Origin of the sequence: Umezawaea sp. Da 62-37 (genome assembly GCF_032460545.1) — a bacterium.
In the GTDB taxonomy this organism is placed as follows: Bacteria; Actinomycetota; Actinomycetes; order Mycobacteriales; family Pseudonocardiaceae; genus Umezawaea.
Window position 1 is genome coordinate 5,239,543 of sequence record NZ_CP135965.1, and the last position, 12,282, is coordinate 5,251,824.

Genomic DNA, 12,282 nt, shown 5'->3' on the forward strand with positions numbered 1-12,282 from the left:
GCGCTGAGCACCGCGGACCGCAGGCACCCGGACAGGACCGCGACCGGTCTCGACGTCAGCTGCCTCGGCGGCGACGTCGACTGGGCGGGGCACTGGCAGCACGGCAAGCGGTTCGCCTACGTCAAGGCGACCGACGGCACCGGGTACGTCGAGCCCGGCTTCCGGCGGCAGTACGCCGAGTCGTTCGACGTCGGCATGATCCGCGGCGCGTACCACGTGGCGCTGCCGGACCGGTCGAGCGGCGCCGACCAGGCGGAGTTCTTCGTCGACAACGGCGGCGCCTGGTCCGGCGACGGCATGACCCTGCCGGGTGCCCTGGACCTGGGCTACAACCCCTACGGCAAGGCCTGCTTCGGGATGTCCAAGGCCGCGCTGTCGGACTGGGTGGCCGAGTTCGGCGACACCTACCGCGAGTGGACCGGCCGCTACCCGGTCGTCTACACCTCGCCGAACTGGTGGCGGCAGTGCGCGGGAGCCGACGCGGGCGAGGTGAACCCGCTCTGGGTGGCGCGCTACTCCGCCACGCCGGACGTGCTGCCCACGACCAGGGGCGTCTACCCGGTCTGGGATCGCGCGGCCGGCCACGAGGAGCGCATTCGGGTGATGACGGTGAGTGCGTTCGCCTAGGCCATTCCCGTGACCAATTCACATGGAGTCTGGCCATCGTGTTGGTGGTTGCTGCACACTCTCGGATCGAGTCGTCCACCCTGCACCGGCTCGAGGAGTCCGACATGTACCCACTTGCGCGCAGCGCCGTCGTCCTTGCGGCGTGCACAGGCCTGCTGACCACCGCGTTCTCCCCCGCCGACGCGGCACCCGCCGTCCCGGAGCAGGACCAGGCGGTCGAGCAGGACCACGCCATGGGATCGCAGATCCGCAAGCACGAGGGCGGCGCGGGACTCCGCGTGAAGCCCAAGTCCGACCCGTCGGTCCTGGAGACGGTGGCGGGCGTCGACGTCAGCGGCTACCAGGCCAACGTGGACTGGGCGGCCTACTGGAACCAGGGCAAGAGGTTCGCCTACGTCAAGGCGACCGAGAGCACGAACTACGTGAACCCCTACTTCGAGCAGCAGTACGACGGTTCGTACAACATCGGCATGATCCGCGGCGCGTACCACTTCGCGCTGCCGGACCGGTCGAGCGGCGCGGCGCAGGCGGACTACTTCATCGCCCACGGCGGCGGCTGGTCGCGGGACGGCCGGACCCTGCCGGGCGCGCTCGACGCGGAGTACAACCCGTACGGCAGCACCTGCTACGGCCTGACCAAAGCGGCCATGACGAACTGGATGCTCGACTTCAGCGACACGTACCGCGCGCGGACCGGCGTGTTCCCCGTCATCTACACGTCGACGAGCTGGTGGAACCAGTGCGTCAACGCGGGCTTCAGCACCACCAACCCGTTGTGGGTGGCCAGGTACGCCTCGGTGGTCGGCGCGCTGCCCTACGACTGGGACGACTACACGATCTGGCAGTACTCGTCATCGCCGGTCGACCAGAACCAGTTCAACGGCGCCTACGACCGGCTGGTGGCGCTGGCGAACGGCTGACCCGGCGGTGGGGAGGCCCGTGGAAGGCCTCCCCACCGGCGGTTCTAGTCGAACAGCGCGGGAAGGGTGCCTTCCCAGGCGGTGCGGAGCTCGTCGAGCGGGAGCGCGCCGAGGTCCTGGAACTCCAGGGACCCGGACTCCGGGTCGACGACACCGACCTTGCGCCACGGCAGCTGCCGCGCGGTGCACATGTCGGTGAACCGCAGCTCCTCGCTGCGCGGCACGGCCACGAGCACGCGGCCCGCGGACTCGCTGAACAGCTGCGTGAACGCGTCCAGATCGCCGTCGAGGAACACCCGCGCACCGGTCTCGCCGATGAGGCAGGCCTCAACCAGCGCCTGGGCGAGGCCACCATCGGACAGGTCGTGCGCGGCGGACACCATTCCGTCGCGCGAACCGGCCAGCAGCACCTCGCCGAGCAGCCGCTCACGGGCCAGGTCGACCTTCGGCGGCACGCCGCCCAGGTGGCCGTGCACGTGGTGCGCCCACTCGGAGCCGCCGAACTCGTCGCGGGTGTCGCCCAGCAGCAGCAGGCTCTCGCCCGCCTCGGCGCCGATGCCGGTCGGGATGCGCCTGCGCACGTCGTCGATCACGCCCAGCACGCCGATGACCGGCGTCGGCAGGATCGCCGTGCTGCCGGTCTGGTTGTAGAAGCTGACGTTGCCGCCGGTCACCGGGATGCCCAGCTCGCGGCAGCCGTCGATGATGCCCTGGATCGCCCGCTCGAACTGCCACATCACGGCCGGGTCCTCGGGCGAGCCGAAGTTCAGGCAGTCCGACACCGCGATGGGCGTCGCGCCGCTGACCGACACGTTCCGGAAGGCCTCGGCCAGCGCGAGCTGCGCGCCCGCGTACGGGTCGAGCTTGGTGAAGCGGCCGTTGCAGTCGGTCGCCAGCGCGATGCCGCGGTTGGTCTCCTCGTCGATGCGGATCATGCCCGCGTCCGACGGCTGCGCCAGAACGGTGCCGCCGCGCACGTAGCGGTCGTACTGCTGGGTGACCCAGCGGCGCGACGACAGGTTCGGCGAGGCGGCCATCGTGACGACGGTCTTGAGGATGTCCGCGGCCTCGGTCGGCCGGGCCAGCGACTCGGGGCCGTTGGCGATCAGCGCGTCCTGGTCCGCCGGGCGCTCGATCGGCCGGTTGTACACCGGGCCCTCGTGCGCCACGGTGCGCGGCGGGACGTCCACGACGACCTCGTCGTTCCACGTGATCACCAGGCGGTCGCCCTCGGTGACCTCGCCGATCTCGGAGGCGATGACGTCCCACTTCTCGCAGACGGCCATGAACGCGTCGACGTTCTCCGGCGCGACGACCGCGCACATGCGTTCCTGCGACTCGCTCGACAGGATCTCGGCGGGCGTCATGCCGGTCGCCCGCAGCGGGACCCGCTCCAGGTACACGTGCATGCCGCCGTCACCGGCGCTGGCCAGTTCCGAGGTGGCGCAGGACAGGCCCGCGCCGCCGAGGTCCTGGATGCCGACCACGATGCCCTCCTGGAACAGCTCCAGGCAGCACTCGATCAGCACCTTCTCGGTGAACGGGTCGCCGACCTGCACGGCGGGCAGCTTCTTGCGCTTGCCGCTGCCGTCGTCGCCCGCGAACGTGTCGCTGGCGAGGACGGACACGCCGCCGATGCCGTCCAGCCCGGTGCGCGCACCGAACAGGATGATCTTGTTGCCCGCGCCCGACGCGTGCGCCAGGTGCAGGTCCTCGGTGCGCAGCACGCCGACGCACAGGGCGTTGACCAGCGGGTTGCCCGCGTACGACTCGTCGAACACGACCTCGCCGCCGATGTTCGGCAGGCCGAGGCAGTTGCCGTAGCCGCCGACACCCGCGACGACACCGGGCAGCACCCGACGCGTGTCCGGGGCGTCCGCCTTGCCGAAGCGCAGCGAGTCCATGACCGCCAGCGGCCGCGCGCCCATCGCGATGATGTCGCGCACGATGCCGCCGACACCCGTCGCCGCGCCCTGGTAGGGCTCGACGTAGGACGGGTGGTTGTGCGACTCGACCTTGAACGTGATGGCCCAGCCGTCGCCGATGTCCACGACGCCGGCGTTCTCGCCGATACCCGCGAGCATCTTCGAGCGCATCTCGTCGGTCAGCGACTCGTCGAACTTGCGCAGGAACACCTTGGAGGACTTGTAGGAGCAGTGCTCGCTCCACATGATCGAGTACATCGCCAGCTCGGCGTCCGTCGGCCTGCGGCCGAGGATCTCGCGGATGCGGGAGTACTCGTCGTCCTTCAGGCCCAGTTCCCGGAACGGCTGCTCCTGGTCGGGCGTGGTCTCCGCGTTCTTGACTGAATCGATCTGGATGCTCACTGAGTCTTCACCGCCTCCGCTGAGATACGCACGTCGGCGGGCACCACCGAGTCCATGAGGCTGAGGAACATGCCCAAGCCGTCGTCCGTGGGTCCGGTCAGCGCGTCGATCGCGTGCTCCGGGTGCGGCATGAGGCCGACGACCCGGCCGTTCGCGCTCGTGACACCGGCGATGCCGTCGCGCGACCCGTTGGGGTTGTCGCCGACGTAGCGGAACACCACGCGGCCCTCACCCTCCAGTTCGTCCACAGTGGACTGGCTGGCCTGGTAGCCGCCCTCGCCGGACTTGAGGGGGACGAGGATCTCGGCGCCGATCTCGTACCTGCTCGACCACGCGGTGGTGTTGTTCTCCACCTTGAGCCACTGGTCCTTGCACACGAAGTGCAGGCCGGAGTTCCGGATCAGCGCGCCGGGCAGCAGCCCGGCCTCGCACAGGATCTGGAAACCGTTGCAGATGCCCAGAACCGGCATCCCCTTGCCCGCGGCCTCGATGACCGAGTCCATCACCGGCGCGAACCGCGCGATGGCGCCGCAGCGCAGGTAGTCGCCGTAGGAGAACCCACCCGGCACGATCACCGCGTCGACGCCCTTGAGGTCCGGGTCGCCGTGCCACAGCGGCACGGCCTCGGCCTCGGCGTAGCGAGCCGCACGGGCGGCGTCCACGTCGTCCAGCGTGCCGGGGAACGTGATCACCCCAACGCGGACGCTCATGCGTCGACCCGCCGAACCACCCAGTCCTCGATGACCGGGTTCGCGAGGAAGGTCTCGGCGATCTTCTCCAGCGTGGCGTCGTCGACGGAGTCGTCGACCTCCAACTCGAAGTGCTTGCCCTGGCGGACACTGGTGATCCCCTGGAAACCCAGCCGGGGCAGCGCGTTCGCCACCGCCTGGCCTTGCGGGTCGAGGATCTCGGGCTTCGGCATGACGTCGACAACGACACGAGCCACAGCAGGCTGCTCCCTGTTGCAGAGGGCGGGGGATGCGCTTAGCCTACCTGACCTGCGCGTTCATCCTCGCCACGGGTGCGCGGGCCCACACCCCGCAGGTCACCACACCTTTGGGTGACGCAGCTTGATCGGCGTGAGCGGCGATGTATAGTTGGCTCTACCAAGGCCCCGTAGGCCGAGGAAGCGAGCGCGGTTCCCGTCCGGACGGTCGGCAGCCGCGCTTCGCGCTATCCGGACCAGGTATCGAGGTCGACCTCCCTGGCCACGAGCGGCATGGCCCGCCTCCTCCACTCCCCTCCCGCGCCATAGCACCACCCGACGACATCGGCGATCCACAGCAACTGCTCCTGGGTGCTCACCACGTGCTCGTAGATGAACGGCGACTCCGCGGAGGGCTTGCCGAGAACCGCCTTGATCGTCTGCTTGTCGTGGTGGTCGCGCACCTCACGGCTGTCCAGCACGAGGCGGATCACCCCGAGGGCCACCAGGTCGAGCACCAGCGCGACCAGGCACTTCTGCCGAGCGCGCTCCTCACCACCGGCGCAGCTGCACTGGTAGACGTGCACGACCGGACCGAACCGGACGAGACGCGACAGGATGATCTTCCGCCGGCCGGGCTCCTCCTTCTTGAAGTGCACCTCCTTCTGCCCCGGCAGCAGCAGGTCCCTGAGCAGCTTGCGCAGCTCGGCCAGGTCTCCGGGATCGATGATCGCGACCACCAGCAGGTACCGGTCGTTGCGGCGGGATTCGTCGACGAACGCGTGCAGACTCACGGTGGTCACCATCGGCGGGCGGGGACGCGTGCTGGAGGGTCACCCACTCGCATGTGCGGCATTTCGGGCGTTTTGGCCGGTGGCCAACAGCGGGGCCGCACATGAGCGGTTTCGTTGCCCTGGTCGCAAGTTCCGAAGATCACTTACGGCCACCGGGCGATCACTTTGACGTAAATCACCTGGTCGGGGTGTTCACCCTCTGCGAGACCGGTGGCGGGAACGCGAATCAGTTGTCAGTGTTGGTGGCATGCGAATCCTGGTGCTGGGTGGAACCGTCTTCCTCAGCAAGGCGGTGGCGGCGGAGTCGGTGCGGCGCGGCCACGAGGTGTTGTGTGCGGCACGCGGGACGACGGGCGCGGTGCCGGACGGGGCCGAGTTGGTCGTGGTGGACCGGGACAGACCCGGTGCGCTGGAGGTGCTGAGGGGTGAGCACTTCGACGCCGTGGTGGACGTGGCGAAGATGTCGGTGAACTGGGTGCGCGAGGCGCTGCACGTCCTGGGGGACAGCGCGCCGCACTGGACGTTCGTGTCCAGCTGCTCGGTGTACCAGGACCACTCGAAGGCTGGTCAGTCCGTCGAGTCGCCGACGCTGCCGCCGTTGGAGGACGACCCGAGCGCGCCGTTCGACGCGAACCGGTACGGGTCGGTCAAGGTGGCGAGCGAGCACGCGGTGCTGGACGCGGTGGGCGACCGGGCGTTCGTCCTGCGGGCCGGGCTGATCACCGGGCCGGGGGATCCGAGCGACCGGTTCGGCTACTGGCCCGCGCGGATGTCGCAGGGCGGGCAGGTCGCGGTGCCGGACGCGCCGGACCAGGCCGCGTCGCACGTGGACGTGCGGGACCTGGCGGCGTGGATCGTCGACTCGGCGGAGAACCGGCTGGTGGGGACGTTCGACGGGACCGGGCCGTCGGAGCCGTTGAGCTTCTTCCTCGGCGAGATCGCCGGGGCGGTGGCGCCGCAGGGCACCGAGCTGGTGCGGGTGCCGCTGGACGTGCTGGAGCGGCTGAGGATCGCGCCGTGGGCCGGGCCGCGGTCGATGCCGCTGTGGCTGACCGACTCGCACCTGGCGATGATGTTCCGCGACGCGCGCCCGGCGATGGCGGCCGGGCTGCGGGTGCGGTCGGTGGGCGACACGGCCCGCGACTCGCTGGCCTACGAGTACGAGCTCGGCATCGACCGGGTGCGGCGGGCCGGCCTGACCGCGTCCGAGGAGTACGAGCTGCTCTCCGCGCTGTGACGTGCGGTCCGGCGCGGAAGGTCGCCTTCCGCGCCGGATCCCGTCAGGAGATCCAGTCGGCGAACGACCGGCCGGAGATCCGCTCGTAGGCCTCGATGTAGCTGGCGCGGGTGGTGGCGACGACCTCGTCCGGCAGGGCCGGCGGCGGCGTGTCCGACGCGCGGTCCCAGCCGGAGGCGGGCGAGGTCAGCCAGTCGCGCACGATCTGCTTGTCGAACGACGGCTGCACGCGTCCGGGCCGGTAGGTGTCCGCGGGCCAGTAGCGGGACGAGTCCGGGGTCAGCACCTCGTCGCCGAGGACCAGCACGCCGTCCTTGTCGTGGCCGAACTCGAACTTCGTGTCGGCCAGGACGATCCCGCGCTTCCGGGCGAAGTCGCGGCCCTCGCGGTACGCGGCCAGGGTGGTGTCGCGGAGCTGGTTCGCCAGCTCGGGACCCACGTCGGCGCTGACGGCCTCGAAGCTGACGTTCTCGTCGTGCGACCCCAGCTCGGCCTTGGTCGCGGGCGTGAAGATGGGCTCCGCCAGCTCGTCCGCCTCGACTAGGCCGGGCGGCAGCTCCACGCCGCACACCGCGCCCGTGCGCCGGTAGTCCGACATCCCGGAGCCGGTCAGGTAGCCGCGGGCCACGCACTCGACCTGCACCATCTCCAGCCGCTTCACCAGCAGCGCGCGACCGCGCACCTCCGCCGGGATGCGCTCGTCGTCGTGGGCCACGAGGTGGTTCGGCACCACGTCCGCGAGCTGCTCGAACCAGAACACGCTCATCGCGGTGAGCACCCGGCCCTTGTCCGGGATCCCGGTGGACAGCACGTGGTCGTAGGCGGAGATGCGGTCGGAGGCCACGAGCAGCAGCAGCTCGTCGTCCACGGCGTGGAGCGAGCGGACCTTGCCTACGGCGACCTGCTGGTAATCGGCGAGCTTGGGCACGCCGACCAGCGTACTTCGCGCGGCACCCCCACCCGTCCGGCGGTCGCGGATGCGGACCCCCGAGTTGTTCAGACCAATCAGACTACCTCTTCGACAGACATACCCGCAGGTCACAGCCAGATTTCGGATTTCCCGGATGGCGAGCCGACTGACCGGAAACGGCCTCGGGCGGCTAGATTCCCGGCATGCGCGCTCCCGCCCTGCTCTTCGCAGCCCTGCTGCTGACCGCCTGTGCCCCGGTGGACGAGGCCACGCCCCCGTCGGGCCCCACCGCCGTCGACGGCGTCCCCTGCACCAAGGACGACCTGACGACCCTGGCCAAGGGGAAGTTCACGTTCGGCACCGACCAGCCCGTGTACCCGCCGTGGTACCAGGACGACGACCCCACCAGCGGCAAGGGCTTCGAGTCCGCCGTGGCCTACGCCGTCGCCGAGCAGCTCGGCTACGCCAAGGCCGACGTGGCCTGGGTGCGGGTGCCGTTCAACGCGGCCATCCAGCCCGGCGCCAAGACCTACGACGCGAACCTCACCGAGTTCTCGATCACCGAGGAGCGCAAGCAGGCGGTGGACTTCTCGGCGCCGTACTACACCGTCGCCCAGGCCGTCATCGCGCTGAAGACCGCGCCGGTCGCGAGCGCGAAGTCGGTGGAGGAGCTGCGGAAGGCCAAGATCGGCGCCCAGGTCGGCACGACCAGCTTCACCGCCGCCAAGCGGCTGGTCGCCGAGCAGGACATCGCGGTGTACAACACGAACGACGACGCCAAGGCCGCGTTGCGCGCCGGGCAGGTCGAGGCGCTCGTGGTGGACCTGCCGACGGCGTTCTTCATCACCTCCGCCGAGATGGAGGACGCGGCGATCGTCGGCCAGATCCCGGCCGGTGACGGCAAGCCCGAGCAGTTCGGCATCGTGCTGGACAAGGGCAGCAAGCTCACCGGCTGCGTGTCCACGGCCGTCGAGGCGCTGCGCTCGCGCGGCAGGCTGGCCGAGATCGAGACGCAGTGGCTGACGACCGAGGGCAAGGCCCCCGAGCTCAAGTGATCAGCGACCTCCAGCGGGAACGCCTGGCGTACAGGCGTTCCCGCTCCCGTCGGTCCACCGCGGTGGCGCTGGTGTCCACGGTGGTCTTCGCCGCGGTGCTGTGGTTCTCGGTGACCAGCGCGCCGGGCTGGCCGCGGGTGCGGCTGTCGTTCTTCAGCCTCGCGACGGCGTGGCGGACGCTGCCCGCGATCCTGGACGGGCTGTGGCTCAACATCCGGGTGCTGGTGGTCGCCGAGGTCCTGATCCTGGTGCTGGCGCTGGGGATAGCGGCGCTGCGGACGTTGCGCGGCCCGGTGTGGTTCCCGCTGCGGGCGCTCGCGACCGGGTACGTGGACCTGTTCCGCGGGCTGCCGCTGATCATCTGCCTGTACCTGGTCGGCTTCGGCCTGCCCGGCCTGCGGCTCAGCGGCGTCCCCAACGACCCGGTGCTGCTCGGCGGCTTCGCGCTGGTGCTCGTCTACTCCGCCTACGTGGCCGAGGTGTTCCGAGCGGGCATCGAGTCGATCCACCCGTCGCAACTGGCCGCCGCTCGGTCGCTCGGCCTGAACCACCGCAAGACCATGCGGCTGGTCGTGCTGCCGCAGGCGATCCGCCGGGTGCTCCCCGCGCTGCTCAACGACTTCGTCGCGCTGCAGAAGGACTGCGGCCTGATCTCGGTGCTCGGCGCGGTCGACGCCGTGCGGGCCGCGCAGATCGAGTCGGCGGGGGCGTACAACTTCACGCCGTACGTCGTGGCCGGGTTGCTGTTCGTGCTGCTGGCCGTGCCGTCCGGCCGGTTGGCGGACTGGGTGTCGCGGCGTGCCGCGCGCAGGCAGGGGGCGTGATGGGCGAGCCGGTGTTGAGCGTGCGCGGGCTGGTGAAGCAGTACGGGACGACCACCGTCCTGGACGGCGTCGACCTCGACGTGCACGAGCACGAGGTCGTGGTGCTGATCGGCTCGTCCGGTTCCGGCAAGTCCACGCTGCTGCGCTGCGCGAACCTGCTGGAGGAGATCGACGACGGCCGGGTGCTGCTCGACGGCGAGGACGTGTCCGATCCCCGCGTGGACGCCGACCGGGCGCGGCGGGCGATGGGGATCGTGTTCCAGGCGTTCAACCTGTTCCCGCACATGTCCGTGCTGGACAACGTGACGCTGGCGCCCCGCGTCGTGCACGGCGTGCCGCGCGACGTCGCGGACGACCGCGCCCGCGACCTGCTTTCCCGCGTCGGCCTGGCGGACAGGGCGGGCTCGTACCCCGACCGGCTCTCCGGCGGGCAGCAGCAGCGGGTCGCCATCGCGCGGGCGCTGGCCTACGACCCGCGACTGCTCCTGTTCGACGAGATCACCAGCGCGCTCGACCCCGAACTGGTCGGCGAGGTGCTGGCGCTGGTGCGCGAACTGGCCGGTCAGGGCCGCACGATCCTCATGGCGACGCACGAGATGGGGTTCGCCAAGCAGGTCGCCGACCGCGTCTGCTTCCTCGACGGCGGCAAGCTCATCGAGTCCGGCCCGCCCGACCAGGTGCTCGGCGACCCGGCCCACGAGCGCACCCGGCGCTTCCTGCGCCGCATCATCGACGCGGGGCGCCTGTAGCCCGTTCAGGGGTTCAGCTTGCGGCCATCCGCACCTATGGTGCATGACGTGCCGTTCCGGAAGAACGCCGTCTGGTCCACAGCAGCAGCCGTGGGCGCAGGCCTGGTCGTGCTGCTCGTCGCGACGAGCTGCGGCGCCCCAGACGCCGCCCCGAAACCCCCACCACCGCTGCCGAGCATCTCCGCGTCCCCGCGGCCCGGCACGTCCCCCTCGGCGCCGGTCCCGTCGAACAACCCCATCTCCGTCAAACCGGTCCCGCCCGCGGAACCGGTCGTCGTGCCGCCCACCGAACTCCCACCACCTCCCCCACCTGCCGAAACCCTCCCGCCCGCGCCGCCACCGGCTCCTCCGGTTGATCCGGTGGCACCGCCGGAGGACCCGCAGAACGGGCCGATCGTGGTGCAGGGGGCGACGTGCGCGATCGACGGCGCGCTGGCGATCAACCGGCGGTTGAGGCCGATGCGGTGCGTGCCGGACGGGCAGGGCGAACTGCGGTGGCAGCAGCTGTAGGGCGGTGTTGGATGCCGTCCTGACTGGCCGAGCCGGTGCGGGCGGCCGGGTTCACGCGTGATCGTTCTCAGGGCCGACTAAAACTGTCGGACCCCCGAGGTAACGTTGAAATCAGGGGCCCCCCTGGCCGGGGGACCTCTGGTCGTGGTGCTGGTGAGGCCGCGCTGCCGGTCAAGTTCGTGGTGCTGGTTGAGGCCGTACTTCTGGTCAGGTCTTGGTGCTGGTCAGGTCCCTGCCGCGGGTCAGGTCGGGTTCGTGGTGGTGCGCAGGCCGGCGGCCAGGTGGTCGCGGACTCGGCTGAGAGCGGTGATCCGCTGGTCCATCGCGGCGAGTCGACGCTCCACCAGCGCCACCAGCCGGGGGTCGGGAGCGGACGTGACCAGGTCGCCGTCCAGGCAGCACCCGAAGTGCGCGATGTCGTCCAGCGTGAGCCCGAAGCCGAGCAGGTAGCGGATGCTCCGGACCCTGGCCACGGCCTCCTCGCCGTACCGCCGGTACCCGTTCGCGGCGCGCTCGGCGCGCAGCAGACCCCTGTCCTCGTAGAAGCGCAGCGCCCTGGCCGAAGCGCCGGTGGCCCGCGTCAACTCGCCGATCCGCACACCCCGGACGGTACCGCTCACCCGACGACCGCCCCGCCGTCGACGGGGATGACGACACCGGTGGTGTAGGCGGCTTCCGGACGGGCCAGCTGGGTGATCCAGAAGGCGACCTCCTCCGGCGTGCCGATCCGGCCGAGCGGGACGTGCGCGACCAGCACCTCCTTCATCGCCTCGACCTGCTCGGCGCTCAGCCCCTGGTGCAGGGCGATCGGGGTCGCGATCGGACCGGGCGCGACGGCGGCCACGCGGACGCCGCGCCGCGCGAACTGGACGGCCCAGCTCCGGGTGAGCGATTCCAGCGCGGTCTTCAGCGCCACGTAGAGCGCGCCGCCGGGCAGCGGCCAGCCGCGCTGGCCCACCGACGTGCTGACGTTGACCACCACTCCCGCCGCGGCGGTCAGGTGGGCCAGCGCGGCGTGGGTGAGGCGCACCGGTGCGAGCAGGTTGGTCACCAGCATCTCCTCCGCGTGCCCCGGACCGGTGTCCGAGCGCACGACGGCCGCGTTGTTCACCAGCACGTCGATCCGGCCGAACTCCTCGATCGCGGTGCGCACGACCAGGTCGGGCGCACCGGGGTGGGTGATGTCGGCGGTGAGGGCGCGGATGCCCGGCAGGCCGCTCGCGGTCTCCGCCAGGCGGGCCGCGGTGCGCCCCACGACCAGGACACCCGCCCCCTGCTCGGCGAACGCCCGCGCGGTCGCCCTGCCGATGCCGGTGCCGCCACCGGTCACCACCACCGCCTTGCCGCTGAAGGTCGTCATGGCACCCGAAGGTGAACACTGACGCCCGCGTCAAGGTCAAGCGA

Annotated in this window: 14 protein-coding genes; 7 read left to right on the top strand and 7 right to left on the bottom strand. The window is 70.8% G+C overall.

Annotated elements, in window-relative coordinates:
- Positions 1-3 precede the first annotated feature (3 nt).
- Positions 4-627 (top strand): GH25 family lysozyme, encoded by a 624-nt coding sequence (locus RM788_RS23875; protein ID WP_315934725.1) that lies wholly within the window; start codon positions 4-6, stop codon positions 625-627.
- 104 nt (positions 628-731) lie between these two features.
- Entirely contained in the window at positions 732-1,547 is an 816-nt protein-coding gene (locus RM788_RS23880) for a lysozyme (protein ID WP_315933989.1), read from the top strand.
- Between the two features lie 44 nt (positions 1,548-1,591).
- Here the strand turns inward: RM788_RS23880 and purL are convergent, their stop codons facing one another.
- The 4 genes from purL to RM788_RS23900 form a co-directional block, all read right to left on the bottom strand.
- Entirely contained in the window at positions 1,592-3,868 is a 2,277-nt protein-coding gene (purL, locus tag RM788_RS23885; RefSeq protein ID WP_315934726.1) for a phosphoribosylformylglycinamidine synthase subunit PurL, read from the bottom strand.
- Between the two features lie 2 nt (positions 3,869-3,870).
- Complete coding sequence (purQ, locus tag RM788_RS23890; protein ID WP_315933990.1) at positions 3,871-4,584, bottom strand: phosphoribosylformylglycinamidine synthase subunit PurQ; 714 nt, start codon at positions 4,582-4,584, stop codon at positions 3,871-3,873.
- A complete protein-coding gene (purS, locus tag RM788_RS23895; protein ID WP_315933991.1) occupies positions 4,581-4,820 on the bottom strand; it encodes a phosphoribosylformylglycinamidine synthase subunit PurS in 240 nt (79 codons plus the stop codon). Before purS ends, purQ begins: the two co-directional genes overlap by 4 nt.
- Positions 4,821-5,047: 227 nt before the next feature.
- On the bottom strand, positions 5,048-5,593 hold the full coding sequence (locus tag RM788_RS23900; RefSeq protein WP_315933992.1) for a hypothetical protein: 546 nt from the start codon (positions 5,591-5,593) through the stop codon (positions 5,048-5,050).
- A gap of 247 nt (positions 5,594-5,840) precedes the next feature.
- Between RM788_RS23900 and RM788_RS23905 the strand changes: the two genes are divergently transcribed.
- Positions 5,841-6,830, top strand: coding sequence for an NAD-dependent epimerase/dehydratase family protein (locus RM788_RS23905; protein WP_315933993.1), 990 nt, complete (start codon positions 5,841-5,843; stop codon positions 6,828-6,830).
- Positions 6,831-6,873: 43 nt separating this feature from the next.
- Here the strand turns inward: RM788_RS23905 and RM788_RS23910 are convergent, their stop codons facing one another.
- Positions 6,874-7,758 carry a phosphoribosylaminoimidazolesuccinocarboxamide synthase gene (locus RM788_RS23910; protein ID WP_315933994.1) on the bottom strand — a complete coding sequence of 295 codons (885 nt, stop codon included), beginning with the start codon at positions 7,756-7,758 and terminating at the stop codon, positions 6,874-6,876.
- 185 nt (positions 7,759-7,943) lie between these two features.
- Here RM788_RS23910 and RM788_RS23915 point away from each other — a divergent pair, with 185 nt between their 5' ends.
- The 4 genes from RM788_RS23915 to RM788_RS23930 are packed head-to-tail and all read left to right on the top strand — an operon-like array spanning position 7,944 to position 10,878.
- Complete coding sequence (locus RM788_RS23915; protein ID WP_315933995.1) at positions 7,944-8,795, top strand: ABC transporter substrate-binding protein; 852 nt, start codon at positions 7,944-7,946, stop codon at positions 8,793-8,795.
- Positions 8,792-9,619 carry an amino acid ABC transporter permease gene (locus RM788_RS23920; protein ID WP_315933996.1) on the top strand — a complete coding sequence of 276 codons (828 nt, stop codon included), beginning with the start codon at positions 8,792-8,794 and terminating at the stop codon, positions 9,617-9,619. Before RM788_RS23915 ends, RM788_RS23920 begins: the two co-directional genes overlap by 4 nt.
- Positions 9,619-10,368, top strand: a complete 750-nt coding sequence (locus tag RM788_RS23925; protein WP_315933997.1) for an amino acid ABC transporter ATP-binding protein — start codon at positions 9,619-9,621, stop codon at positions 10,366-10,368. Before RM788_RS23920 ends, RM788_RS23925 begins: the two co-directional genes overlap by 1 nt.
- A 48-nt stretch (positions 10,369-10,416) precedes the next feature.
- Positions 10,417-10,878: a hypothetical protein gene (locus RM788_RS23930; RefSeq protein WP_315933998.1), complete on the top strand. Its 462-nt coding sequence runs from the start codon at positions 10,417-10,419 to the stop codon at positions 10,876-10,878.
- 242 nt (positions 10,879-11,120) lie between these two features.
- Here RM788_RS23930 and RM788_RS23935 read toward each other — a convergent pair whose 3' ends face one another.
- Together RM788_RS23935 and RM788_RS23940 are read right to left on the bottom strand one after the other, a co-directional pair.
- Complete coding sequence (locus RM788_RS23935; protein ID WP_315933999.1) at positions 11,121-11,498, bottom strand: MerR family transcriptional regulator; 378 nt, start codon at positions 11,496-11,498, stop codon at positions 11,121-11,123.
- Positions 11,495-12,238, bottom strand: a complete 744-nt coding sequence (locus tag RM788_RS23940) for an SDR family NAD(P)-dependent oxidoreductase (RefSeq protein ID WP_315934000.1) — start codon at positions 12,236-12,238, stop codon at positions 11,495-11,497. Before RM788_RS23940 ends, RM788_RS23935 begins: the two co-directional genes overlap by 4 nt.
- Between the last annotated feature and the right edge of the window lie 44 nt (positions 12,239-12,282).

Coding starts and splice junctions, on each gene's coding strand:
- RM788_RS23880 (WP_315933989.1), top strand. CDS start 732: ATGTACCCACTTGCGCGCAGCGCCGTCGTCCTTGCGGCGTGCACAGGC.
- purQ (WP_315933990.1), bottom strand. CDS start 4,584: ATGAGCGTCCGCGTTGGGGTGATCACGTTCCCCGGCACGCTGGACGAC.
- RM788_RS23905 (WP_315933993.1), top strand. CDS start 5,841: ATGCGAATCCTGGTGCTGGGTGGAACCGTCTTCCTCAGCAAGGCGGTG.
- RM788_RS23915 (WP_315933995.1), top strand. CDS start 7,944: ATGCGCGCTCCCGCCCTGCTCTTCGCAGCCCTGCTGCTGACCGCCTGT.
- RM788_RS23925 (WP_315933997.1), top strand. CDS start 9,619: ATGGGCGAGCCGGTGTTGAGCGTGCGCGGGCTGGTGAAGCAGTACGGG.
- RM788_RS23940 (WP_315934000.1), bottom strand. CDS start 12,238: ATGACGACCTTCAGCGGCAAGGCGGTGGTGGTGACCGGTGGCGGCACC.